19 protein-coding genes are annotated in these 24100 nt (G+C 71.3%); 14 read left to right on the top strand and 5 right to left on the bottom strand.

The annotated features are described in order from the left end of the window. Positions 1–7: 7 nt before the first annotated feature. The 5 genes from BJ984_RS01505 to BJ984_RS01485 all read left to right on the top strand — a co-directional run bounded on the left by BJ984_RS01505 (position 8) and on the right by BJ984_RS01485 (position 6995). On the top strand, positions 8–640 hold the full coding sequence (locus BJ984_RS01505) for a hypothetical protein (protein WP_179546522.1): 633 nt from the start codon (positions 8–10) through the stop codon (positions 638–640). 24 nt (positions 641–664) lie between these two features. Continuing rightward, entirely contained in the window at positions 665–1411 is a 747-nt protein-coding gene (gene mtnN / locus BJ984_RS18480) for a 5'-methylthioadenosine/S-adenosylhomocysteine nucleosidase (RefSeq protein WP_179546521.1), read from the top strand. Then, positions 1408–2400, top strand: a complete 993-nt coding sequence (gene corA / locus BJ984_RS01495) for a magnesium/cobalt transporter CorA (RefSeq protein ID WP_179546520.1) — start codon at positions 1408–1410, stop codon at positions 2398–2400. Before mtnN ends, corA begins: the two co-directional genes overlap by 4 nt. 65 nt (positions 2401–2465) lie before the next feature. Beyond that, complete coding sequence (locus tag BJ984_RS01490; protein ID WP_179546519.1) at positions 2466–5768, top strand: efflux RND transporter permease subunit; 3303 nt, start codon at positions 2466–2468, stop codon at positions 5766–5768. 9 nt (positions 5769–5777) lie between these two features. Further along, the gene (locus BJ984_RS01485; protein ID WP_179546518.1) at positions 5778–6995 is read left to right on the top strand and encodes an ROK family transcriptional regulator; all 1218 of its coding nucleotides are present in this window, start codon (positions 5778–5780) and stop codon (positions 6993–6995) included. Positions 6996–7064: 69 nt separating this feature from the next. Here BJ984_RS01485 and BJ984_RS01480 read toward each other — a convergent pair whose 3' ends face one another. The 3 genes from BJ984_RS01480 to BJ984_RS01470 are packed head-to-tail and all read right to left on the bottom strand — an operon-like array spanning position 7065 to position 10323. Continuing rightward, on the bottom strand, positions 7065–8066 hold the full coding sequence (locus BJ984_RS01480) for a sugar phosphate isomerase/epimerase family protein (RefSeq protein WP_179546517.1): 1002 nt from the start codon (positions 8064–8066) through the stop codon (positions 7065–7067). Next, positions 8063–9223 (bottom strand): Gfo/Idh/MocA family protein, encoded by a 1161-nt coding sequence (locus tag BJ984_RS01475; protein WP_179549255.1) that lies wholly within the window; start codon positions 9221–9223, stop codon positions 8063–8065. Before BJ984_RS01475 ends, BJ984_RS01480 begins: the two co-directional genes overlap by 4 nt. Positions 9224–9267: 44 nt before the next feature. Continuing rightward, positions 9268–10323: a substrate-binding domain-containing protein gene (locus BJ984_RS01470; protein WP_179546516.1), complete on the bottom strand. Its 1056-nt coding sequence runs from the start codon at positions 10321–10323 to the stop codon at positions 9268–9270. 103 nt (positions 10324–10426) lie between these two features. Here BJ984_RS01470 and BJ984_RS01465 point away from each other — a divergent pair, with 103 nt between their 5' ends. Continuing rightward, a complete protein-coding gene (locus BJ984_RS01465) occupies positions 10427–11902 on the top strand; it encodes a sugar ABC transporter ATP-binding protein (RefSeq protein WP_246306417.1) in 1476 nt (491 codons plus the stop codon). Beyond that, positions 11899–12954, top strand: coding sequence for an ABC transporter permease (locus BJ984_RS01460; protein WP_179546514.1), 1056 nt, complete (start codon positions 11899–11901; stop codon positions 12952–12954). The genes BJ984_RS01465 and BJ984_RS01460 overlap by 4 nt, the downstream gene beginning before the upstream one ends. Before the next feature lie 11 nt (positions 12955–12965). Here BJ984_RS01460 and BJ984_RS01455 read toward each other — a convergent pair whose 3' ends face one another. Further along, positions 12966–13355 carry a DUF1304 domain-containing protein gene (locus BJ984_RS01455; protein ID WP_179546513.1) on the bottom strand — a complete coding sequence of 130 codons (390 nt, stop codon included), beginning with the start codon at positions 13353–13355 and terminating at the stop codon, positions 12966–12968. A gap of 52 nt (positions 13356–13407) precedes the next feature. Between BJ984_RS01455 and BJ984_RS01450 the strand changes: the two genes are divergently transcribed. From BJ984_RS01450 to BJ984_RS01425, 6 genes are all read left to right on the top strand, one after another. Beyond that, complete coding sequence (locus BJ984_RS01450) at positions 13408–14265, top strand: NAD-dependent epimerase/dehydratase family protein (protein ID WP_179546512.1); 858 nt, start codon at positions 13408–13410, stop codon at positions 14263–14265. 118 nt (positions 14266–14383) lie between these two features. Further along, positions 14384–14965, top strand: a complete 582-nt coding sequence (locus tag BJ984_RS01445) for a TetR/AcrR family transcriptional regulator (protein WP_179546511.1) — start codon at positions 14384–14386, stop codon at positions 14963–14965. 62 nt (positions 14966–15027) lie between these two features. Further along, entirely contained in the window at positions 15028–18066 is a 3039-nt protein-coding gene (locus BJ984_RS01440) for an MMPL family transporter (RefSeq protein WP_179546510.1), read from the top strand. Continuing rightward, positions 18063–20120 carry a YhgE/Pip family protein gene (locus BJ984_RS01435; RefSeq protein ID WP_179546509.1) on the top strand — a complete coding sequence of 686 codons (2058 nt, stop codon included), beginning with the start codon at positions 18063–18065 and terminating at the stop codon, positions 20118–20120. Before BJ984_RS01440 ends, BJ984_RS01435 begins: the two co-directional genes overlap by 4 nt. Positions 20121–20198: 78 nt before the next feature. Continuing rightward, positions 20199–21443 (top strand): MFS transporter, encoded by a 1245-nt coding sequence (locus tag BJ984_RS01430; protein WP_179546508.1) that lies wholly within the window; start codon positions 20199–20201, stop codon positions 21441–21443. 77 nt (positions 21444–21520) lie between these two features. Beyond that, positions 21521–22444: an LLM class F420-dependent oxidoreductase gene (locus BJ984_RS01425; protein ID WP_179546507.1), complete on the top strand. Its 924-nt coding sequence runs from the start codon at positions 21521–21523 to the stop codon at positions 22442–22444. Between the two features lie 98 nt (positions 22445–22542). Here BJ984_RS01425 and BJ984_RS01420 read toward each other — a convergent pair whose 3' ends face one another. After that, entirely contained in the window at positions 22543–23487 is a 945-nt protein-coding gene (locus BJ984_RS01420) for an acyl-CoA thioesterase (protein ID WP_179546506.1), read from the bottom strand. A 183-nt stretch (positions 23488–23670) separates the two neighbouring features. Here BJ984_RS01420 and BJ984_RS01415 point away from each other — a divergent pair, with 183 nt between their 5' ends. Beyond that, the gene (locus tag BJ984_RS01415) at positions 23671–23964 is read left to right on the top strand and encodes a putative quinol monooxygenase (RefSeq protein ID WP_179546505.1); all 294 of its coding nucleotides are present in this window, start codon (positions 23671–23673) and stop codon (positions 23962–23964) included. Positions 23965–24100 lie beyond the last annotated feature (136 nt).

Here is a 24100-nt window from a genome sequence, read left to right as displayed (position 1 = left end):
CGACGGCATGCCACGACGACCGATGCGCACCGCCGCGATCGGCCTGATCATCGCCGGCTCGGCCGGCCTGGTGCTGATGCTGGGGGGCTTCCTGTTCCTGCAGAACATCTCGACCGGCCTCGACTGCGAGGCCGCCGGGGAGTGCGTCGCCCGGCCCGACGACCTGAGCTACACGCTCGCCCAGGTGCTGCGATCGGCGCAGTCGGCATTCGCCTCGGGGTCGGCGCTCGCCGTGCTCCTCGGCCTCACCGCCCTCGTCGTCCGCGCCCGTCCGATCGGAGCTTCCGTGTCCTCGTCCACCCGTCGGTCACTGCGCCGCGTCGTGCTCCTCGTCGTCGTGCTGCTCGGGCTCTCGTTCGCGGGTCTCGTCATCACCTCGCACCCGATGATGCAGACGTTCTGGAACAGCGGCGTCTGCACGTCCACCGGCTGCGTCTATCCCGTCGAGGCCCAGCTCGCCCTGCTCCTGGCAGCCCTCGCTCCGGCGGTGTTCTCTGCGGCACTCCTGGCACTGCCGGTCATCGTCCTGGTGGGTGCGCTCCTCCGGCCGGCGCAGGTCGAGTCCCCGGTGGAGGCGCGGCCCGAGCGGGTGGCGGCGTGGGACGGGCGGGATCTCGCGCCGTTCCGGCGTCCGGAGTAGAGCGGCGCTGGTAGCGTCACTCGGATGGAAGAGCAGCGCACCCCCGCCCCCCTCGCCATCGTGCAGGTCGCCATGGCCGACGAGGCCGCACCGTTCCTCGCCAGGGCCGAAGGTTGGGCGGAGGGGCCGGCCGGCGAGCGCGTCGGCCAGGCCGTGCTGCGCCACGTGGTGCTCGACGGCCTCCCCGTGCTGCTGGTGCACAGCGGCATCGGCTTCGTGAACGCCGCGTCGGCGCTGACCACGGCGATCGTGCGGGCACGCGAGCAGGGGGCCGGGCATCCGCTCGTGCTGTCGGCGGGCACCGCGGGCGGTCTCGGCGCGGGCGTGGCCGCCGGTGACGTGGTGGTCGGCAGCGCCTACATCAACATCGACGCCGACGCGCGCGTGTTCGGCTACCGCCTCGGCCAGGTGCCCGGCATGCCCGCGGTCTACGACGCCGATGAGCGGATGCTCGCCGCCCTCGCCTCCCTCGCCCCCGACGCCGGGGCGGGCTGGGCGCTCCGCACCGGCCCCATCGTCTCGAGCTACTCCTTCGTCACCGCCGACCGCGCCGCGATCGCCCGCACCGACTTCCCGGAGGCCGCGGCCGTCGACATGGAGTCCTCCGCCATCGCGCAGGTCAGCTTCTCGAACGGCCTCGGCTTCGCCTCCGTGCGCGGTATCTCCGACCTCGCCACCGACGACGCGCCCACCGACCACGTCGACAACACCGCGCTCACCGCCGAGCGCTCGGCGCAGATCGTGCTGGCGCTGATCCGGGCGGCGTCGTGATCGTCGACAACGCCGTCTACGTCGCCGGCCGCCGCACCGCCGACCCCGAGTCGCTTGACGAGACCTTCGAGGTGCTGCGCGCCCGTCACGGCTTCGCCTGGATCGGCCTCTACCGCCCCACCCCCGAGGAGCTCGACGCGGTGACCCGCGAGTTCGACCTGCCGGCGCTGGCCGTGGAGGACGCCCTCGCCGGACACCAGCGCGCCAAGATGGAGAAGTACGGCACCGCGACGTTCTTCGCCCTGCGCCCGGCCCGCTACCTCGACGCCGAGGAGCGGGTGGAGTTCGGCGAGGTGCACCTCTTCCTCGGCGACGACTTCCTGATCTCGGTGCGGCACGCCGAATCGCCCGACCTCGGTCAGGTGCGTCGACGGATGGAGGCCGACCCCGCCCTGCTCGCCAAGGGTCCGCTCGCCGCGCTCTACGCCGTGCTCGACCAGGTCGTCGACGAGTACGCCCCCGTGGTGGCCGGCGTCGAGAACGACATCGACGAGATCGAGGACCAGCTCTTCAACGGCGACCAGGAGGTGTCGCGCCGCATCTACGAGCTCTCGAGGGAGGTGATGGCACTGCAGCGGGCCGTGCATCCGCTCGTCGACGTGCTCGAGAGCCTGCGCGACGACCTCGACCGCCCCGCGGGCCCGCAGCACCCCGCCGGCCCCGACGAGGAGCTGCGCGACGACTTCCGCGACGTGCACGACCACGTGCTGCGCATCACCGATCGCGTCGACTCGTTCCGGCAGCTGCTGCAGAACGCGCTGACGACCCACGCGACCCTGGTCAGCCAGGATCAGAACAACGAGATCAAGAAGATCTCGTCCTGGGCGGCCATCCTGTTCACCCCGACTCTCGTCGGCACGATCTACGGCATGAACTTCGAGTACATGCCCGAGCTGCACTGGGTGCTCGGCTACCCGTTCGCGATGGGGCTGATGCTGGCGCTCGGTTTCGCGCTGTACACGGTCTTCAAGCGCAAGGGCTGGCTGTAGGTGGGATAGTTAAGGAGCCTAGGCATCTGCCCGGCGCCGGATCCCTCTGAGAGAGAGACCCCCACGTGCATTTCCTCGCCGTCCTCAGCATGAAGAACCGGGCCCTGATCGCGCTCGTCACCATCGTCGTCGCCGTGTTCGGCGGGCTGGCCCTGACGAGTCTGAAGCAGGAGCTCATCCCGAGCATCCAGTTCCCGCAGCTCGCCGTGCTCACCACCTACCCGGGTGCGAGCCCCGAGGTCGTGAACGACGACGTGTCGACGCCGATCGAGACCGCGATCGCGGGCGTCGAGGGACTCGAGACGACGAGTGCCACGTCGAGCACGAACCTCAGCATCATCTCGGCGACCTTCACCTACGGCACCGACCTCGCCACGGCCGAGCAGAAGCTCACGCAGGCGATCAACCGCATCAAGTCGACGCTTCCCGCCGACCTCGACCCGCAGGTGCTGAGCGGCAGCATCGACGACCTGCCGATCATCTCGATCGCCGTCTCGGGTGATGACGCCAAGGCCCTCGCCCAGCAGCTCGAGACCACCGCCGTGCCGTCGCTCGAAGACGTCGAGGGTGTGCGCGAGGCGCAGGTGCTCGGTCAGATCGGCCAGCGCGTCACGATCACCCCCGACCCCGCCGCGCTCGCCGTGCGCGGGCTGAGCTCGAGCGCCATCAGCGACGCCGTCGATGCGAACGGCCGCCTCATCCCCGCCGGCACGCTCACCGAGAACGGGCAGAGCTACGCCGTGCAGTCGGGCTCGAAGCTCGCCAGCACCGACGACATCGCGAACCTGCCGTTGCCCGGCCTCGACGGCGACGGCACCCCGATCACCATCGGTGAGGTGGCCACGGTCGCCCTGGCCGACGACCCGGTGACCTCGATCTCGCGGGTGAACGGGCAGGACGCCCTGACCGTCTCGGTCACCAAGCTGCCGAGCGCCAACACGGTGGAGGTCTCGCAGGGCGTGCGCGACCTGCTGCCGCAGCTCGAGGCCGACCTGCCCGGTGCGACGTTCACGATCGTGTTCGACCAGGCGCCGTTCATCCAGGAGTCGATCGAGTCGCTGGCGACCGAGGGCCTGCTCGGCCTGGTGTTCGCGGTGCTCGTGGTGTTCGTCTTCCTGCTCTCGATCCGGTCGACGCTCGTCACCGCGATCAGCATCCCGACCTCGGTGCTGATCACCTTCATCGGGCTGCAGGCCTCCGGCTACACGCTCAACATCATCACGCTCGGCGCGCTGACGATCGCGATCGGGCGCGTGGTCGACGACTCCATCGTGGTGATCGAGAACATCAAGCGGCACCTCGGGTCGCTCGCCGGCGCCGAGCTCGGGCCGCGCGAGTCGGGCATCGCCCGCGCCTCGCTGATCGTCGACGCCGTGCGCGAGGTGGCGGGCGCGATCACCGCCTCGACCATCACGACGGTCGCGGTCTTCCTGCCGCTCGCCTTCGTGGGCGACACCACGGGCGAGCTGTTCCGGCCGTTCGCGCTCACGGTGACGATCGCGCTGCTCGCCTCGCTGCTCGTCGCGCTCACGATCGTGCCGGTGCTCGCGTACTGGTTCATCCGCCCGCCGAAGCCGAAGGAGGCTGTTGCCTCACCGGCCGCACCGGCACCGCACAGCCACGCCGGGCCGATGGTCGACGATCCCGCGCTCGACCCCGCCGTCGCCGGAGCGTCGGGCGCCGTGCCCGGCACCGCGGTCGCGCTGATCGAGCCGTCTCGCCGCCGCGCCCGCCCGAACGCCCACAAGGCGCTCGAGGAGGAGCCGCCCACCGCGCTGCAGCGCCGCTACCTCCCGATCATCGCGTGGACGCTGAAGCACTCCGTCGTCACGATCGCGATCGCGATCGTGGTGCTGCTCGGAACCCTCCCGCTGACCCTGCTGATGAAGACGAACTTCCTCGGCGGCAGCGGCCAGAACACCCTCACCGTCACCCAGACCGTGCCGGTCGGCTCGAGCCTCGAGGCCCAGTCGGCTGCGGCGACCGAGGTCGAGTCGGTGCTCGAGGGCATCGACGGCGTCGAGACCGTGCAGCTCACCATCGGCTCGAGCGGCTCCTCGCTCCGCGACGCCTTCTCGGGCGGCGGCGACAGCTCCATCACCTACAACATCACCACCGACGAGAACGCCGACCAGGAGAAGCTGCAGTCGACCGTGCGCAGCGAGGTCGAGGCCGTCCCCGACGTCGGCGAGATCAGCGTCTCGGCCGCCGCCGGCCTCGGCACCTCCTCCGACATCGCGATCGACGTCACGGCGACGAACCAGGGCGACCTGTCGACCGCCTCCGACGCGGTCGTGGCCGCGATGACCGACCTCGGCGCGGTCGAGCAGGTCTCCTCGAACCTCAGCGCCTCGCGCCCGTTCGTGCAGGTCGCGGTCGACCGCGCGAAGGCGGCCCAGGCCGGCCTCAGCGAGGTCGCCGTGGGCGGCATCGTCTCGCAGGCCATGCAGCCGACGAACATCGGCTCGATCGTGATCGACGACACCAACTACACGATCTACCTCGACAGCCAGAACCCGCCCACCACCCAGGCGCAGCTCGCCGAGCTGACCATCCCGACGGCGGCCGGCCCCGCGCGACTGGACTCGCTCGCCACCGTCTCGGTGGTCGACGGGCCGTCGACGATCACCACCCAGAAGGGCGTGCGCACGGCCACCGTCTCGGTCACGCCGAACAGCGACGACCTCGGCACCGCGAGCGGCGAGGTGACGCAGGCGCTGGCCGACGTGTCGCTGCCCGCGGGAGCGACCGCCGCGGTCGGGGGCGTGGTGACCGACCAGCAGGACGCCTTCTCGCAGCTCGGCATCGCGCTGCTCGTGGCCATCCTGATCGTCTACGTGGTGATGGTGGCGACCTTCAAGAGCCTCCTGCAGCCGCTGCTGCTGCTCGTGTCGATCCCGTTCGCCGCGACCGGCGCCATCGGCCTGCAGGTCATCTCGGGCATCCCGCTCGGCGTGCCGTCGATCATCGGCGCGCTGATGCTGGTGGGCATCGTGGTGACGAACGCCATCGTGCTCGTCGACCTCGTGAACCAGTACCGCACCCGGGGTCTCAGCGTGCGCGACGCCCTGGTGGAGGGCGCGAGCCGACGGCTCCGGCCCATCCTGATGACGGCGCTGGCGACGATCTTCGCGCTGCTGCCGATGGCCGTCGGGCTCACCGGCAAGGGCGGGTTCATCTCGCAGCCGCTGGCGATCATCGTGATCGGCGGCCTGGTGTCGTCGACGGTGCTGACGCTGATCGTGCTGCCGGTGTTCTACAACCTCGTCGAGGGGGCGCGCGAGCGCCGCCGCCTCCGCCGGGAGTCGGGCGACCGCCGCGGGTGGCTCCGTCGACGCCGCGACCGGAAGGCGGCCGCTGCACGCTAGGATGTGTCGATGATCGACGTAAGTCTGGGCGGCCGCACTCCGAACTCCCCCTCGGGGTCGAACCCGAGCGATCTGTTCCAGATCCTGCGCGACGGCCGGCCGCGCACCCGCTCCGAGCTCGCCGGCATGACCGGGCTCGCCCGGTCGACGGTGGCGCTGCGCATCGACGCCCTGATGAAGCTGGCGCTGCTGAAGCCCGTCAGCGACGCGATCTCCACCGGCGGGCGCCCGTCGACCCAGTTCGCCCTCGACCCGGTCGGACACTCCGTTCTCGGGGTCGACGTCGGGGCGTCGCACGTGCGGGTCGCGATCAGCGATCTGACGGGCGGGGTGGTCGAGGAGTCGGCGGCCGAGCTCGACATCGCCGCGGGCCCGCGGGAGGTGCTCGACCGGGTGATGCGGATGGGCTCCGAGCTCGTCTCGACGGCCGGCGACCGCGTCGGACCGCTGATCGCCGTGGGCGTCGGACTGCCCGGCCCGGTCGAGCACAGCAGCGGCCGGCCGATCAACCCGCCCATCATGCCCGGCTGGGACCGCTACGACGTGGCCGGTGTGCTCGGCGCGCACTTCGGGGTGCCGGCCCTCGTCGACAACGACGTGAACATCATGGCGCTGGGGGAGCGCGAGCTCGCCTGGCCGGGCGTCGACGACCTGATCTTCGTGAAGGTCGCCACCGGCATCGGCGCGGGGGTCATCTCGGGCGGCGTGCTGCAGCGGGGAGCGCAGGGCACGGCCGGCGACCTCGGTCACGTCTACGTCGCGCGCGGCGCCGGTGTCAGCTGCCGCTGCGGCAACACCGGCTGCCTCGAGGCGATCGCCTCGGGCTCCGCGGTGGCGCGGGCCCTGTCGACCGAGGGCGCCGCCGTGGCCACGAGCGGTGAGGTGGTGGAGCTGGTGCGGCAGGGCGACATCGACGCCATCCAGGCCGTGCGCCAGGCGGGACGCGACCTCGGCGAGGTGCTGACGACCTGCGTGAGCCTGATGAACCCGTCGACCATCGTGATCGGCGGCGCCCTCTCGGCGGCCGGCGAGCACCTGATCGCCGGGGTGCGCGAGGCCGTCTACACGCGGGCCATGCCCTTCGCCACGCAGCACCTCGAGATCACGAAGTCGCGCATGGGGGCGGATGCGGCGATCGCGGGAGCGGGCGTGCTCGCCATCCAGTCGGCGCTGTCGATCGAGCGGATCGACGCGATGGTCGCGGCGCTGGGCGAGGACAGGGACTGACAGGTCCTCCCCGCCCAGCGACGCGGGTCGTGGGGCGGAGGGATGCGCGAGCACCCCTCCGCGGCCGCCTCAGCGGGTGCTGAAGGCGGCGTCGAACGAGGCGCTCGGCGCCTCGAAGGCCAGCTTCTTGACGAAGCCGAGAGCCTCGGGGGCGCCGACGAGCCGGTCCATGCCGGCGTCCTCCCACTCCACCGAGATGGGGCCGTCGTAGCCGATCGAGTTGAGCGCCCGGAAGCTCTTCTCCCAGGGCACGTCGCCGTGCCCGGTCGAGACGAAGTCCCAGCCTCGCCGCAGGTCGGCCCAGGCGAGGTGCGAGCCGAGCCGGCCGTTGCGCCCGTTGCCGGTGTTCATCTTCACGTCCTTGCAGTCCACGTGGTAGATGCGGTCGGCGAACTCGAGGATGAACGACACCGGGTCGAGTTCCTGCCAGACGAAGTGCGACGGATCCCAGTTCAGCCCGAACGCCTCGCGGTGGCCGATGGCCTCCAGGGTGCGCACGGTCGTCCAGTAGTCGTATGCGATCTCGCTCGGGTGCACCTCGTGGGCGAAGCGCACCCCCACCTCGTCGAAGACGTCGAGGATAGGGTTCCACCGGTCGGCGAAGTCCTGGTAGCCCGCGTCGACGAGCTCCTGCGAGACGGGCGGGAACATCGCCACGTACTTCCAGATGCTCGACCCCGTGAACCCCACGACGGTCTTCACTCCGAGGGCGGCGGCGAGCCGGGCCGTGTTCTTCATCTCCTCGGCCGCACGCTGCCTGACGCCCTCCGGGTCGCCGTCGCCCCACACGACGTCGGGGAGGATGTCGCGGTGGCGCGCGTCGATCGGATCGTCGCACACCGCCTGGCCCTTCAGGTGGTTCGAGATGGCGTGCACCTCCAGCCCGTGGCGCTTCAGCAGCTCGAGCTTGCCCTCCACGTAACCCGGCTCGTCCCACCGCCACGGGTCGAGGTGGTCGCCCCAGCAGGCGAGTTCGAGCCCGTCGTAGCCCCAGGAGGCCGCCAGCCGGGCGACCTCCTCGAGCGGCAGGTCGGCCCACTGGCCGGTGAACAGGGTGATCGGTCTGGTCATGCGTACTCCTCCGTCTCGGCCAGCGCGGTCCAGGCGCTGCCGTTCTGCGAGCTCAGCTCCACGGCCTCGAGCGCCCGCTGCACCTGGAGCCCGTCGTCGAACGAGGGCCGGGGCTGCTCACCCCGCGCGATCGCGTCGACGAGGTCGCGCACCTGGTGCGAGAACCCGTGCTCGTACCCGATCAGGTGGCCGCTCGGCCACCACGCCTCCATGTACGGATGCTCGGGCTCGGTCACGAGGATGGTCGAGAACCCGCGCGTGGCGGGGTCGGCCGTGCCGTCGTAGAACTGCAGCGCGTTCAGGTTCTCGAGGTCGAACGACAGCGCGCCGAGAGATCCGGAGACCTCGAAGCGCAGTGCATTCTTGCGCCCGGTGCTGAACCGGCTCGCCTCGAAGCCGCCGAGCACCCCGTCGTCGAAGCGCCCGGTGAACAGGGCGCGGTCGTCGACCGTGACGGTCGCCGTTCCGACGCCCGCGGTGCCGCTCAGGCCGTGCGACTCGGCGAGCACCGGGCGCTCGGTGACGAGCGTCTCGAGGGTGCCGCTGACCGACACGAGCTGCCGGCCGGTGACGTACTGAGCGAGGTCGATCGCATGGGCCCCGATGTCGCCGAGCGCCCCCGACCCGGCCTGCTCCTTGTCGAGCCGCCAGGTGAACGGGGCGAGCGGATCGACCAGCCAGTCCTGCAGGTACGAGACGCTGAGCTGGCGCACCGTGCCGATGCGCCCGGCCGCGATCAGGTCGCGGGCCAGCGTCGCGGCGGGGACGCGGCGGTAGGTGAAGCCCACCATCGCGAACACGCCCCGGGAGGCGGCCCGGGCTGCGGCATCGGCCATCGCCCGGGCCTCCTCGACGGAGTTCGCCAGCGGCTTCTCGCAGAGCACGTGCTTTCCCGCCTCGAGCGCGGCGATCGCGATCTCGGCGTGCGACCAGCCCGGCGTGACGATGTCGACGAGGTCGACGTCGTCACGATCGAGCACGGAGCGCCAGTCGTCCGACGACTCCGCCCAGCCCCAGCGGGCGGCGGCGCCGGCCGCGCGGCCGGCGTCGCGCCCCACGAGCACGCTCATGCGTGGCTCGAGCGGGAGGTCGAAGAAGCGGGGCGCGACGCGCCAGGCCTGGGAGTGGGCCGCGCCCATGAAGCCGTTGCCGACCATGGCGACGCGGAGCGGGGGAGATGATCCCGTCACGGCGCCCGCTCCTACGACTCGAACGCGCTGGGCAGGTAGACCTCGACGTTCTCCTTGGTCACCACCGGTGCGTACAGCTGGATCTTGCGGGGGACCGACGACTCGACGAGGTCGCTCATGCCCTTCTCCTGCACGATCAGGCGGGCCAGCGCGATGCCGTCGGCGGCCTGCGTCGACGGGTAGATGACCGTCGCCTTCAGCACCGTGTCGTCGGCCTGGATGGACCGCATCACGTTCGCGGAGCCGGCGCCGCCGACCATGAAGAACTCGTCGCGGCCGGCCGCGTCGATCGCGGCGAGCACGCCGACGCCCTGGTCGTCGTCGTGGTTCCAGATGGCATCGATCTTGGGAGCGGCCGAGAGCAGCTGGGAGGCCGCGGCCTCTCCGCCCTGCACGGTGAAGTCGGCGGCGACGCGGTTGGACACGTCGAGGCCGCAGTCGTCGAGCGCGTCGGCGAAGCCCTTGCTGCGCTCCTGCGTCAGCGGCAGGCTGTCGATGCCGGCGATCTCGGCGACCACCGCATCCTTCTCGCCGTCGAGCTGCTCGCAGATGTACGTGCCGGCGCTGACGCCCATGCCGTAGTTGTCGCCGAGCACGGTCGTGCGGGCGGCGAAGGTGCTGGAGAACTCGCGGTCGACGTTGATCACGGGGATGCCCGCGTCCATGGCCTTGATGGCGACGTCGGTGAGCGCGGCGCCGTCGGTGGGCAGCAGCACGATCGCGTCGACCTTGTCGTTGATGAAGGTCTCGACCTGGCTGATCTGCAGGTTCGCGTCGTTGGTGCCCTCGGCGACGACGAGCTCGACGTCGGAGTACTTCTCGGCCTCGGCGATGGCGGCGGTGTTGATGGCGCCGAGCCAGCCGTGGTCGGCGGCGGGGCCGGAGAAGCCGATGGTGATCGTGTCACCCGTGGCCGCGTTGTCCTCCACCGTGGTGTCGGCGGCCGGTTCGGCCGCTCCGCCGGAGTCGGGGGTGCCGGCGGTGCAGGCGGTGAGAAGCCCCATCACCGCGAGCGTCGCCCCCGACGCCATCGCGATCCGCGGCCAGATCCTGTGTGTTGATTGCATGTCATCCTCCTGGACAGTCGTCGTTGACGATCCACACAGTAGCAGTTATGTTGATGAAGTGATCAAAGTCGACCATGAAACGTCATTACTCGAGGTGAGGGCGTTGACCAAGGCCTTCGCGGGCGTCCGCGCCCTCGACGGCGTGGAGCTGACGGTGCTGCCCGGCGAGGTGCACTGCGTGCTCGGCCAGAACGGCGCGGGCAAGTCCACGCTCATCAAGACCCTCTCGGGGGTGAACCAGCCCGACTCGGGTGAGATCCGCTGGAACGGGGAGCCGGTGTCCATTGCCGACCCGGTCGCCGCCATCCAGCTCGGCATCGCGACGATGTACCAGGAGCTCGACGTCGTCGACGGCCTGACCGTGGCCGAGAACATCTTCCTCGGCCACGAGCACGCGCGGGCCGGGGTGACGGAGCGGCGGCGGAGCGCGAAGGAGGCCGCCGCCCTGATGGCGCGGCTCGGGCATCCGCAGATCTCGCCCTCGCGGGAGGTCGGCTCGCTCTCGGCCGCCAACAAGCAGATCGTGAGCATGGCCCGGGCGCTCAGCCACGACGCCAAGCTGATCGTGATGGACGAGCCCTCGGCCGTGCTTGACTCCGAGGAGGTGAAGAACCTCTTCCGGGTGGTGCGCGAACTGACCGCTGCCGGGATCGCGGTGATCTACATCTCGCACCGGCTCGAGGAGATCCGCGAGATCGGCGACCGCATCACGGTGATCAAGGACGGGCGCACGATGGCGACCTCGCTGCCGGTGGCGACCACGCCGACCGCCGAGCTGATCACACTGATGACCGGCCGTACGGTCGAGAACGTCTTCCCGCCGGCACCCGGGGTGCCCGCCGAGGCGCCCGTGGTGCTGTCGGTGCAGGGGCTCGGGCTCGCCGGGGTCTTCTCCGACGTGAGCTTCGAGGTGCGGGCCGGCGAGATCGTGGGGCTCGCGGGCCTGGTGGGGTCGGGCCGTTCCGAGATCGTCGAGACGCTGTACGGGGCGCGCAAGGCCACCGCCGGCACGGTCGAGGTCGACGGGCGTCGGCTGCCCGCCGGCTCGGTGCGGGCCGGGGTGCACGCGGGCATGGGGCTCTCGCCCGAGGAGCGCAAGAGCCAGGGGCTCATCCTCGACGAGCCCGTCTACCGCAACGTCACCCTCGCGAGCTTCACCCGCTGGGCCAGGCTCGGCTTCCTCGACGAGAGGGCCGAGCGCCGGGTCGCGCGGGAGCAGCTCGACGCGCTCGAGCTGCGGCCCGCCGACCCCGACCGTCCCGCACGCACGCTCTCGGGCGGCAACCAGCAGAAGCTGCTGCTCGCCCGCTGGCTCGTGCACGGCACGCGCATCCTGCTGCTCGACGAGCCCACCCGGGGCGTCGACGTGGGGGCGCGCGCCGAGATCTACGCCCTGATCCGCCGCCTGGCGGAGAAGGGCACCGCGATCGTCGTCATCTCCAGTGAGATCGACGAGGTGCTCGGTCTCTCCGACCGGGTGCTCGTCGTGGCCGAGGGCCGCGTCATCCACACCAGCCGAGCCGACGACATCGACGAGCACGGCGTTCTCGATCTCGTGATGAAAGGAACCGCCGCATGAGCGAGCAGAACTCCGCCGCCACCCTCGCCGGGCCGCCGCCCACGGGCGGCCAGACGCCCACCGACAAGACCCCGAGTGCGATCGGGCGGATGCTCGGGGGGTCGGCCGGGCGCAGCCTCGGCCTCGTCATCGCGCTGCTGGCGCTCTTCGTGGTGGGCACCGTCACCGCGGGCGACCGCTTCGCCAGCTTCGAGAACGTGCTGACGATCATCCGCTTCGCCTCGATCATCGGGGTGATCAGCATCGGCATGACCTTCGTGATCACGGCGGGCGGCATCGACCTCTCGGTGGGCTCGGTGATGGGGCTCGCCACGGTGGTCGCGACGCTGTCGTGGGTGCAGGACTTCGCGAGCTCGACCAGCTGGATCGTGATGGTGGTCGTCGCGCTGGCGGTGGGTGCCGGGGCGGGGCTGATCAACGGGATCGTGATCGCCTACGGGAACGTGGTGGCGTTCATCGCCACCCTCGCGATGCTCGTCGCCGCCCGCGGTCTCGCCGAGGTGCTGGCCAACCGCACGACGCAGATCGTGAAGGAGCAGGGCTTCCTGTCGGCGATGCGGGGTGACCTGATCGGGGTGCCGATCCTGATCTGGATCTTCGTGATCGTCGTGATCGCCGGCTGGTTCCTGCTGAACCGCACCACCTTCGGCCGCCGCACGGTCGCCATCGGTGGCAACCTCGAGGCCGCACGGCTCGCGGGCATCAAGGTGAAGCGCCACATCATGTACGTCTACGTGCTGGCCGGGCTGACCGCCGGCATCGCGGCCGTGATGATGCTGGCCCGCACGACGGCCGGCACCTCGACGCACGGCACGCTCTACGAGCTCGACGCCATCGCGGCGGTCGTGGTCGGCGGCACCCTGCTCGTGGGCGGTCGCGGCACGATCATGGGCACCGTGCTCGGCGTGCTGATCTTCTCGACCCTGACGAACGTGTTCACGCAGAACAACCTGTCGACGTCGGTGCAGGCCATCGCGAAGGGCGCCATCATCGTGGCGGCGGTCATGCTGCAGCAGCGGCTCGCGAACCGCAGCCGGTCGCGCAAACCGTAGGCGGCATCAGGCTAGGAGACGAGGGCGATGATGAGGGTGACCACGCCGATGAGGGGTGCGAGGCCCTGGATGCTCGCCGAGCGCAGGTTGCGGCGACCTGTCGAGATGAGCACGGCCGCCGCCAGCACCATCGACAGTCCGGCGAAGAGCGCGATCGCGGCTCCGGCCGGAACCGCTCCGGCCCAGTAGAGGATGACGCCGAGCACGACGCCGACCGCGAGGAAGAGGTTGTAGAAGCCCTGGTTGTAGGCCAGAGGCGCGGTGGTGTCGGCGTCCGCCTGCGAGGTGAGGCCGAAGATCTTCCAGGTGGCCGGGTGCCGCCAGCGGAGGCTCTCCAGAACGAAGATGTAGACGTGGATGAGCCCCGCGAGAACGAGGAAGACGGATGCGACGACGGCCATGCGGTCAGCTTAGGGTTGGAACCGGCATCCGCCTGCTCACGAAGGAGAGAACATGACCCGAGTCGTCGTCACCGGAGGAAGCGGGAAGCTGGGCCGCGCGGTCGTCACGCACCTGCTCGACAGCGGCTACGAGGTCGTGAACCTCGACCAGCGGCCGGGGTCGGATGCGCGGGCCCTGTTCGTGCAGACCGACCTGACCGACTACGGCCAGGTGCTGCAGTGCCTCACGAGCGTCGACGACCGCTACGACGGGGTGGATGCGCTCGTGCACCTCGCGGCGATCCCGGCGCCGGGGCTCCGGCCCAACTCGGCGATCTTCGCCAACAACGTGCCGGCGAGCTACAACGTCTTCGCCGCGGCGAAGGCCGCCGGGATCGACAACGTCGTCTGGGCCTCGAGCGAGACCGTGCTCGGCCTGCCGTTCCTGGAGAACCCGCCGCCCTCCTTTCCGGTCGACGAGGAGTACCCGGTGCGCCCGTCGACGACCTACTCCCTCGGCAAGGCCGTCGAGGAGGAGATGGCGCGGCACTTCACGCGCTGGAACCCGAACCTCAAGCTGATCGGCCTCCGTTTCTCGAACGTGATGGACGTCGAGGACTACGCCGCCTTCCCCTCCTTCGAGCAGGCACCCGAGAGCCGCTCCTGGAACTCCTGGGGCTACATCGACGCCCGTGACGGGGCGCAGGCCGTGCGGCTCGCGCTGGAGAGCACTCTCTCCGGCTTCGAGGCCTTCATCATCGCCGCCGCCGACACCGTGATGACGACGCCCTCGGCCGAGCTCGCGGCGCGCTTCTTCCCCGAGGTGCCGTTCAGCCGCGAGGTCACGGGCACCGAGACGCTGCTCGGCATCGACAAGGCGCGGCGCATGCTCTGGTTCGAGCCGAAGCACTCCTGGCGCGACCACGTCTGAGCGGGCCGGGTCGGCGCCTCACTCGTCCGGGCGGGGCGCGGGGGCGAAGCTGGAAGGAGACCGGCAATCTGACCGATCGTGCAGGCACTGACCGATCGGTCAGGATACTCTCGAGGTCATGCCCATCCAGCCCATCGCGCGCGTGCAGAACGACGTCGGCGCCGAGCTGCGCGGCATCGCCCTGCAGATGTTCGCCGAGAACGGCTACGCCGGCACGAGCCTGCAGCAGATCGCCGACGCGGCGGGCTACTCGAAGTCGAGCGTGCTCTACCACTTCGGCTCGAAGGAGTCGCTCTTCGACGCGGCTCTCCGTCCCGCCGTCGAGCAGCTCTCGCTGTTCCTCGACTCCATCGTCGAGAAGCTGATGGCCGACGACCGCCGCGACGGCTTCGTCACCGAGTTCATCGACCTGCTGCTCGAGCACCGCCTCGCCGCGCACATCATCATCAACCAGGGCCAGACCCTGTCCGACATCGTGGTGATCGACGAGGCCCGCGGCCTGATCGACCGCATCGGCGAGTCGTTCATGGTCGGCCTGCCCACCCCGGCGCAGCGCATCCGTCTGGGTGTCGCCCTCGCCGGAGCCGCGTACGTGATGGTCGCCTCACGACCGAGCGTCGCCGAGATCGAAGACGTCGACGAGGTCAGGGAGGCCCTCATCGACGTCGTCACCGAGCTCATCACCCCGCTGACCCGCTGACCGCACCTGCTGCACCCGCCGCACCGCTTCATCACCGACCCGCTGACCCGAGGAGCCCTCCCGTGGCAACACTGCTCTACCGCATCGGCCGCTTCGCCTACCGTCGCGCCTGGTACGTCGTGATCGGCTGGGTGCTCGTGCTCGGCGCGATCCTCGGCGGCGGTCTCGCCCTCGGCGGCCAGACCCAGGAGAGCTTCACCATCCCGGGCACCGAGTCGCAGCAGGCGATCGACAAGCTCGACACCCTCTTCCCCCAGGCGGCGGGAGCGGGCGCGACGATGGTCGTCTCGGCCCCCGACGGTCAGAACGTGAACGACGACCCGGTGAAGCAGGAGATCTCCGACGTCGCCGACGGCATCACCGACCTCGACCAGGTCGCGAGCGTCGTCTCGCCGTACTCCGAGTACGCCACCGACGCGATCTCCGAGGACGGCACGACAGCCCTGATCAAGGTGCAGTTCGACGGCCCGGCCACCGATGTGGAGGACTCCTCGCTCGACGCGCTCGAGGACGCCGGGCAGAAGCTCGTCGACGAGGGCTTGACCGTCTCGTACACCGGCGAGGTGTTCCAGTCGACCGGGTTCGGCCTCACGATCACCGAGGTGTTCGGCGTCGTGTTCGCCTTCGTCGTGCTGCTGGTCACCTTCGGCTCGCTGCTGACAGCCGGCCTGCCGCTGCTCTCGGCCCTGATCGGCGTGGGCGTCGCCATGGGCGGCATCACGCTGGCCGCCGCCTTCACCACCGTCTCGAGCACCGCGCCGACGCTGGCGGTGATGATCGGGCTGGCGGTCGGCATCGACTACGCCCTGTTCATCCTGTCCCGGCACCGCACGCAGCTCGCGCTCGGGATGGATCCGGAGGAGTCGGCCGCGCGCTCCGTCGCCACCGCCGGCGCCGCCGTCGTGTTCGCCGGTCTGACCGTCATCATCGCGCTGCTCGGCCTGCTGGTCGTCGGCATCCCGTTCCTGTCGGTGATGGGCGTCGCCGCCGCGTTCGCCGTGCTCGCGGCGGTCTGCATCGCCATGACGCTGCTGCCGGCGATCATGGGGATCGCCCGCGGCAAGCTCGTGCCCAAGGCCGGGTCGAGGGCGGCCCGGAGGGCGATCGCCGCCAACGAGCACGACCACGAGGATGCTGGGGAACGCGCATCCGGAGCCCCCGTCTCGAACAGCTCGGGCGACGCCCCGCCGTCGGCACCGGCACCGGCAGTCAAGCGCGCCGGGCCTTCGCTCGGCGGGCGCTGGGTGGCCCTCGTGATGAAGGCGCCGATCGTGTTCATCGTGCTCGTCGTGGGGCTGCTCGGGGCTGCGTCGATCCCGGCCGCGAGCCTCGACCTCAACCTGCCGACCGCGGCCTCGCAGCCCGAGGGCTCGACCACCCGCACGGCCTACGACACCATCGCCGAGAAGTTCGGCGAGGGCAGCAACGGCACCGTCGTGGTGGTGGCCGACATCACGCAGACCACCGACATCCAGAACGACCTCGCGGGCATCCGCTCGGATCTCGAGGCCGTCGACGGCGTCGCCTCGGTGGGCCAGGGCCTGCCCGACGAGACGCTCGACACCGCGATCTTCCAGGTCGTGCCGACGACAGCGCCCGACTCGCCCGAGACCAAGGAGCTCGTGCAGCGGCTGCGCGACCTGAAGGGCGAGATCGAGGATCAGTACGACGTGCCGATCACCGTCAGCGGCCAGACCGCGGTCGCGATCGACGTCTCGACGCAGCTGACCAACGCGCTGCTGCCGTTCGGGGTGCTGGTGGTGGGGCTGTCGATCATCCTGCTGGCCATGGTGTTCCGTTCGATCGCGGTGCCGATCAAGGCGGCCCTCGGCTTCCTGCTCACGGTGGGGGCGTCGTTCGGCGTCACGGTCGCGGTGTTCCAGGACGGCTTCGCGGCCGATCTGCTGAACGTCGAGTCGACCGGACCGATCATCAGCTTCCTGCCGATCCTCCTGATGGCCATCCTGTTCGGGCTCGCCATGGACTACGAGGTGTTCCTCGTCTCGGGCATGCGCGAGGAGTTCGTCAAGACAGGGGACGCCCGCCGGGCCGTTCGGATCGGCTTCCAGAACGGGGCGCGCGTCGTCACCGCGGCCGCGCTGATCATGTTCTTCGTCTTCTTCGCCTTCGTGCCCGAGGGGGAGGGGCCGATCAAGGCCATCGCCCTGGCGCTCGCCGTCGGTGTCTTCGTCGACGCGTTCCTCGTGCGCATGACGCTCGTCCCGGCCGTGATGACCCTGCTCGGCCGGCACGCCTGGTACCTGCCGAAGTGGCTCGGGCGCATCCTGCCGAACGTCGACGTCGAGGGCGAGAGCCTGCGCGAGCACCTCGACGAGGCGTCCTGGGCGTCGACGCAGTCGGCGGCGGTCGACGCCGATTCGCTGGAGATCGACGGGGCCGGTGGCCCGCACACCTTCTCGGTCGAGGCCGGCAGCCTCACCGTCGTCACCGGCGACACCGCCGCGCGGCGCCTGGTCGGTGCGGCGATCGCCGGACGCATCGCCCCCTCGGGGGGCCGACTGCAGGTGCTCGGCCACGGTCTGCCCTCCGAGAGCGGCGACGTGGCCCGCCGGGTCACGCTGGTCGACCTCGACTCGCGCCGGCTCGACTCCACCGTCACCGTCGGCGACGCCCTGAACGAGCGCCTCGCTCTCGGCTCTCCGTGGTTCCGTCGCGACAAGCACGCGGCCTCGCGCCTCGTCGGGCGGGTCAACTCCTCGCTCGCGGCGGCCGGCCGCGGCGAGGCGCCGATCGACGTGCACCGCACACTCGGCGAGCTGTCGCCGCTCGCGCTCTCGCTGGTCACGGTCGCCCTCGGCGTGGCCGACGGTGCGCCGCTCGTGGTCGTCGACGCGGGCGACGGGGAGTTCGCGCATCCGTCGGGCACCGCCTTCGTGGCCGCCGTCGCGGGCATCGCCGACCCGGGCACCACCCTGCTGCTGGGCCTCTCGGCCGCCCCCGCCGCACACGCCTCGAGTGTCGGCACAGCCCTCGGCGACCGGATGCTCGGCCGCATCGACCTGGGCTCACCGCCCTCCCCCTCCTCCCTCGGCACCGCCTCCGCGAACCCGGCCCCGGCCGCGAAAGGACTCTCGCGATGAGCACCTCGACCTCCGCCACCCCAACACCCCGCGCGAAGCGGCGCACCCGCATCGCCCTGATCGTGCTCGCGGCCGTCGCGGTGGCGCTCACCCCGCTCGCGGTCAACGGACTGTTCGCGGGAGCCCTCTCGAACGCCGACACGAACCTCACGCAGGTGCCGGCGGCGATCGTGAACAACGACAAGCTGGTCACGACCACCGCTGCCGACGGCACCGAGTCGGTGAACTTCGCCGGTCGCGGGCTCGTCACCGAGCTCACCGGGCCGGGGGAGAGCGGCTTCGGCTGGGAGCTGACCAACTCGGAGCAGGCGGAGGAGGGGCTCAAGGACGGCACCTACTACGCGGTGCTGACCATCCCCGAGGACTTCTCGGCCACCCTCAACACTCTCGCGACGCCCGACCCGAAGGCCGGGCTGATCGACATCCAGACCGACGACTCGCACGGCTACCTCTCGGGCATCCTCGCCTCGACCGTCGCCTCGGCGGTGCAGGCCGGCTTCGGCCAGACCGTCACGGCGCAGGTCGTGAACGGCGTCTACACGAGCTTCGGCACGCTCGGCACGAGCCTCTCCGACGCCGCCTCGGGCGCCTCCCAGCTCGGCACGGGCGCCGACGGCCTCGCCTCGGGCGCCACGCAGCTCGCCGACGGCCTGAACCAGCTCTCGACCGGCGCCGCTTCGGCGGCGACCGGGGCGACGCAGCTGTCGGACGGGCTCGGGCAGCTGTCGACGGGGGCGGCCACCGCTGCGAGCGGGGCGACGGAGTTCAGCTCGGGGGTAGGGCAGTTCACCGCGGGGGTCTCCGGGGTCTCGGCGGGCGTGACGGAACTGTCGACGAAGACGGACGGGCTCGGGCAGGCCGCGCCGCTCTTCACCGCTTACACCGGCGGAGTGACCGGATCGAACCAGCTCGCCACGGCGTTGCTCAACCAGGTGAATGGCGATCCGACCGTGCCCGCATACGTGTCCAAGCAGCTCACCGCGCTCTCCGGGACCCTGGGTGGGATCGATGCCTACACGCCGCAGATCGCGGCGGTCGGTGCCGGTCTCCCCGGCCTGGAGACGGGCATCGACGAGCTCGACGCCGGAGTTTCCCAGCTGGCGGCCGGCGGCCCGGCCCTCGCGACCGGCGCCTCAGGCCTCGCCGACGGCGTGAACCAGCTCTCGGCCGGGCTCGCGCAGACCGCGCCGGGCGCTGCCGAGCTCGCCAGCGGCGTGGGCCAGCTGTCGGACGGGGTGGCGCAGACCGTGCCGGGGGCCGAGCAGCTCGCGAGCGGCGCGACGCAGCTGGGCGACGGGGCCGAGGAGCTGTCGAGCGGGCTCAGCACCGGGGCGACGCAGCTGACCGATCAGGCGCCGAGCGACTCGGAGGCGGCCGCCAAGGTCGCCGCGGCGCCCGTGGACGTCGACGTGTCGACCGCGAACCAGGTGAACAGCATCGGGCAGGTCGTGTCGACCATCCTGCTCCCGACCGCCCTGTGGATCGGCGCGCTCGCCCTGTTCCTCTGGCTGCGGCCGTTCTCGCGGCAGGTGCTGGCGTCGTCGGTGCCGACCGGGCGGCTCACGCGTCGCACCTTCGCGATCGCCGGCGGGCTCGCCGCTGCGCAGACGCTGATCGTGGTGCTGTTCATCCACATCGCCCTCGGTGTCGAGTGGGCGTCGTTCCCGGCGACCCTCGGGTTCTCGCTGCTGGTCGCGCTGGCCTTCACGGCCTTCCACCAGCTCCTGAGCACCGCGTTCGGCCGCATCGGATCCGTGATCTCGCTCGTGCTGCTGGCCCTGCAGCTGGCGTCGACGGGTGGGCTGTACCCGGTCGAGATCCTCTCGCCGCCGTTCCAGGCGATCAGCGCCGTGACGCCACTGAGCTACGCGGTGGCCGGCATCCAGGCGATCCTCACCGGGGGGTCGGCGGGCACCGTGCTCTCGGCCGCGGTGGTCATGGTCGTGATGCTGCTGCTCAGCCTCGCACTGTCGCAGGCGGCCCTCGCCCGGCGCCGGCGACCCGACACGATCGGCTGGATCGTGCCGCAGCGGGCACGGGCGGTGACCGCGTAGCGCCGGGCCGCGCATCCGCTCGCCCTGCCCTCGACCGTCGGGCGGGCGGGCCGCCGCGGCGCGCGTAGCATGGTCGGGATGACCCGTTCAGTGCGCTCCGGCTTCCCCTGGCTGCTCGTCACCGGGATCGTCGCGATCGGGTTCATCCTTCGCGGGCCGATCGTGGCCGTCGCGCCGATCACTCCCGAGATCAGCGGCGACCTCGCGTTGAACGCGGCCCAGGCCGGGCTGCTGACCAGCCTGCCGGTGCTCTGCTTCGCGCTCGTCACACCGTTCGCGTCGGTGTTCATCGGCCGGGCGGGGGCGAACCTCGCGACCACCGTGGCGATCCTCGGTGTGGGCATCGGCTCGATCGTGCGGTCGGCGGGCGGTGCCGAGGCGACCTTCACCGGCACGATCATCATGGGTGCCTTCATCACCATCGGCAACGTGGTGATCCCGGTGATCATCCGCCGCGACGTGCCGACCGCCCGCGTGGGCATCGTCACCGGCGCGTACACCTCGGCGATGAACGTCAGCTCGATGATCACCTCGCTCGGCACCGTGCCGCTCTCGGCGGCCTTCGGCTGGCGCGGCGCCCTCCTCGCCTGGACCGGCTTCGTCGTCATCGCCGCCGTGTTCTGGCTGGTCGCGGTCGGGCCGCGGGCCGCCGTGAGATGGGGGCCGCTGAAGCCGGCGGTCGAGACCGGCGCGGTCGACACGGTCGCCGTCGACACCCGCGGCATCCCGATCGCGCCGCCCGAGCCGCGCACCTGGCGCAACCTCTCGGCGGTGCTGCTCGCGCTGGCCTTCGCGGGGCAGGCCTTCTCGTACTACGGGCTGACCGCGTGGTTCCCGAGCATCCTGCAGCAAGAGGTCGGATACTCGGCCGCCGCCGCGGGCACCAGTTCGTCGATCTTCCAGATCGCGGCCGTCGTGGGGGCCCTCGGCGTGCCCCTGCTCGCACAGCGGCTGGGCATCCCGCGCACCTTCATCGGGGTGGCTGTGCTCTGGGTGACCTTCCCGCTCGGGCTGATGCTCGCCCCGGATGCGTGGCTCGCGTGGGGCTTCCTCGGCGGCGTCGCGCAGGGCGGCGGCATCACGATCGTGTTCATGCTCGTCGTGCAGCTCTCGCTGACCGGCACCCACGCGCGGCGGCTCTCGGCGATGGTGCAGGGCGTCGGCTACGCGCTCGGCGCGACCGCGCCCGCCCTCGTCGGAGCGGTGCACGACGCCACCGGCGCCTGGACACTGCCGATCGCGGTCGTGCTGGGCGCCACCCTGGTGTTCGCGGTCGCGGGGCTGCTCGGGGCCCTGCGCGCGACGGGGCCGCGGCGACGCTGACCTCGGCGACGCTGACCTGGGCGGCGGCGGGCTGCGCGAACGGTCCAGAGCGACGGATGCGCGCCTAGGCTGGTTCCGTGGACTTCAGAATCTTCACCGAACCGCAGCAGGGTGCGAGCTACGACGAGCTCCTGGCCGTCGCCAAGGCGACGGAGGAGCTCGGCTTCGACGCGTTCTTCCGCTCCGACCACTACCTCCGGATGGGCGACGGCGACCCGGGCTACGGGCCGACCGACGCCTGGACGACGCTGGCCGGCCTCGCCCGCGAGACCAGCCGCATCCGGCTCGGCACACTGGTGTCGAGCGTGACGTACCGGTATCCGGGCATCCTCGCGATCCAGGTCGCGCAGGTCGACGCCATGTCGGGCGGACGGGCCGAGCTGGGGCTCGGCACCGGGTGGTTCGCCGAGGAGCACCGGGCATACGGCATCCCGTTCCCGCCGAAGCGGTTCGACCTGCTCGAGGAGCAGCTCGAGATCGTGACCGGGCTCTGGTCGACCCCGGCCGGTTCGACGTACTCGTTCTCGGGGGACCACTACACGCTCGAGGACTCGCCCGCGCTGCCGAAGCCGGTGCAGTCGCCGGTTCCCGTGATCGTCGGCGGCAAGGGTGCGAAGCGCACACCGCTGCTCGCCGCCCGCTTCGCGACCGAGTTCAACATCCCGTTCCCCGACCCGGGCACGACGCCGGAGCTCATCGCCGGCGTGCGGTCGGCGTGCGAGTCGATCGGGCGCGACCCCGAGTCCCTCGTCTACTCGGCGGCGCTCGTGGTGGCGACGGGGTCCTCGGAGGCGGAGTTCCACGCGCGGGCCGCGGCGATCGGGCGCGAGCCCGCGGAGCTGCGCGAGAACGGGCTGGCCGGGTCGGCCGCCGAGGTCGTCGACAAGCTCGGCGCCCTCCGCGCCGAGGGGGTCACCCGCGTCTATCTGCAGGTGCTCGACCTGGCCGACCTCGATCACCTCGACTTCATCGCCCGCGAGATCGTCCCGCAGCTGGGCTGACCGGCGAGGGCGTTCGAGTCGCGGCGAATTGTCGCTCGCGGGCTCGACTCGCGCCATATGGTCGCCGTTCGGCGCGACTCGGCTGCGCGGAGGGCGGGTCAGACGGGGAGGGCCTCGAGGGAGGCGCGGAGGCGGGTGAGCTCGGACGCGTGGGCCGCGAGCCGGCGGTCCTCGTCGGAGAGCGCCGGCAGCGGAGCGACCGGGCGGGCGCGCCCGTCGGGGCCGAGGTCGACGAAGATCGTCATGCAGTGCGTCGTCAGCCGCAGCTCCTGAGGCGTGCGCGGCGACGCGGCCCGCACGTGCACCGCGATGTGCAGGCTCCGCCCGCCCGTGTGGATCAGCCGCGCCTCCACCTCGACGAGGTCGCCGATCCGGATCGGGCTGAAGAAGTGGATGCCGCCCGAGTACACCGCGACGGCCTGCTCCGACGTCCAGGAGGCGGCGCAGGCGTAGGCCGCCTCGTCGATCCAGCGCAGCACCGTTCCGCCGTGGGCGTTGCCGCCGAAGTTCGCGTCCTGCGGCGCCGCGAGGAAGCGGAAGACCGTGCGCGGCGTCGTGCCCTCGTCGGTGAAGTGCTGGCCGAGCATCGCGTCGCGGATGGCACGGCGCGGGGCGAGTCTCTCCGCGGCACGTTCGTGGAGCATCCGCTCGTCGTCGTCGGCCGGCAGCCACGACGGCACCTCCTGCGGCACTCCGGCGCCGTCGACCGCGACGAAGACGAGCAGGCAGTGGGTGGCGGGCGTGAAGCGGCGGCTCCGCGCATCCGCCGAGCCGATCTGCACGAGCACCTGCATGCTCGTTCGCCCCGTGTGGATGATGCGCGCCCGGGCCTCGATCAGCTCGCCCGGCTGCACGCGGCGGGTGAAGTGCACGTTGCCGACGTAGGCGGTGACGCAGTAGGCGCCGCTCCAGCCGACGGCGCAGGCGTAGCCGGCCTTGTCGATCCACTCGAGCACGCGGCCGGCGGCGACGGTGCGGCCGTCGGCGGCGGCGTCTTGCGGGGCCGCGAGGAAGCGCAGGGTGATGCGGTCGTTCGAGGTCACCTTCGTCACACTGGCAGGTTCCGGATGCCCGTTCCGGGCGACCGGGCGGAAAGATCGGCCGTTCTTGCGAACCGGGCAAGGCGCGGCGGTGTGGCGGCCCGGCGAGCCCAGGGCGCGGGGGTGTCGGCGGCTGGGCGTACTCGGGGCGCGGGCGGTGTCGGCGGGCGGGCGTACTCTGGGCGCATGACCGTGATCTCGCTGCTCGACCTGCGCATCAAGCCCGACCTGCTCGACTCCGCGCCGGAGGTGATCCACTCGGTGCTCGCCGCCACCCGCGCCCGCGAGGGCAGCCTCGGTGTCGAAGTCACCGTCGATGCCGACGACCGCCAGCACTTCATCGTGGTCGAGAAGTGGGAGTCGATGGAGGCCGACGACGCGTACCGCGAGTGGCGCTCGACGCCCGAGGGCGTGTCCGACCTGGGGTCGCTGCTGGCGGCGCCGCCGGTGCTGACGCGCACGGTCGTCACCGACATCTGAGCTGTCGCCGCCTGGTCTCGGGCTGCGCGGCACTCGACAGGGGCTGGCTGATCGTGTAGTGTCGGTTGGTCGGCTCTGGACACCGTGGGGTTCCCCGCGGTTGGGTTTGTAAGTCTGGTGGGCCGGTTTCCCAGTC

It is taken from the genome of Herbiconiux flava (assembly GCF_013409865.1).
Taxonomy (GTDB): Bacteria; Actinomycetota; Actinomycetes; order Actinomycetales; family Microbacteriaceae; genus Herbiconiux; species Herbiconiux flava.
Note: the sequence above shows the minus strand (reverse complement) of the source record. Positions and strands in the feature narration are given on the sequence as shown.

What these genes read in the sequence shown, in the direction of transcription:
- BJ984_RS01435 (WP_179546509.1), top strand. Translation starts at nt 18,063, where the DNA reads ATGAGCACCTCGACCTCCGCCACCCCAACACCCCGCGCGAAGCGGCGC.
- BJ984_RS01415 (WP_179546505.1), top strand. Translation starts at nt 23,671, where the DNA reads ATGACCGTGATCTCGCTGCTCGACCTGCGCATCAAGCCCGACCTGCTC.
- BJ984_RS01505 (WP_179546522.1), top strand. Translation starts at nt 8, where the DNA reads ATGCCACGACGACCGATGCGCACCGCCGCGATCGGCCTGATCATCGCC.
- BJ984_RS01430 (WP_179546508.1), top strand. Translation starts at nt 20,199, where the DNA reads ATGACCCGTTCAGTGCGCTCCGGCTTCCCCTGGCTGCTCGTCACCGGG.
- BJ984_RS01460 (WP_179546514.1), top strand. Translation starts at nt 11,899, where the DNA reads ATGAGCGAGCAGAACTCCGCCGCCACCCTCGCCGGGCCGCCGCCCACG.
- BJ984_RS01455 (WP_179546513.1), bottom strand. Translation starts at nt 13,355, where the DNA reads ATGGCCGTCGTCGCATCCGTCTTCCTCGTTCTCGCGGGGCTCATCCAC.
- BJ984_RS01475 (WP_179549255.1), bottom strand. Translation starts at nt 9,223, where the DNA reads ATGGTCGGCAACGGCTTCATGGGCGCGGCCCACTCCCAGGCCTGGCGC.
- mtnN (WP_179546521.1), top strand. Translation starts at nt 665, where the DNA reads ATGGAAGAGCAGCGCACCCCCGCCCCCCTCGCCATCGTGCAGGTCGCC.
- BJ984_RS01450 (WP_179546512.1), top strand. Translation starts at nt 13,408, where the DNA reads ATGACCCGAGTCGTCGTCACCGGAGGAAGCGGGAAGCTGGGCCGCGCG.
- BJ984_RS01480 (WP_179546517.1), bottom strand. Translation starts at nt 8,066, where the DNA reads ATGACCAGACCGATCACCCTGTTCACCGGCCAGTGGGCCGACCTGCCG.
- BJ984_RS01470 (WP_179546516.1), bottom strand. Translation starts at nt 10,323, where the DNA reads ATGCAATCAACACACAGGATCTGGCCGCGGATCGCGATGGCGTCGGGG.
- BJ984_RS01485 (WP_179546518.1), top strand. Translation starts at nt 5,778, where the DNA reads ATGATCGACGTAAGTCTGGGCGGCCGCACTCCGAACTCCCCCTCGGGG.
- BJ984_RS01445 (WP_179546511.1), top strand. Translation starts at nt 14,384, where the DNA reads ATGCCCATCCAGCCCATCGCGCGCGTGCAGAACGACGTCGGCGCCGAG.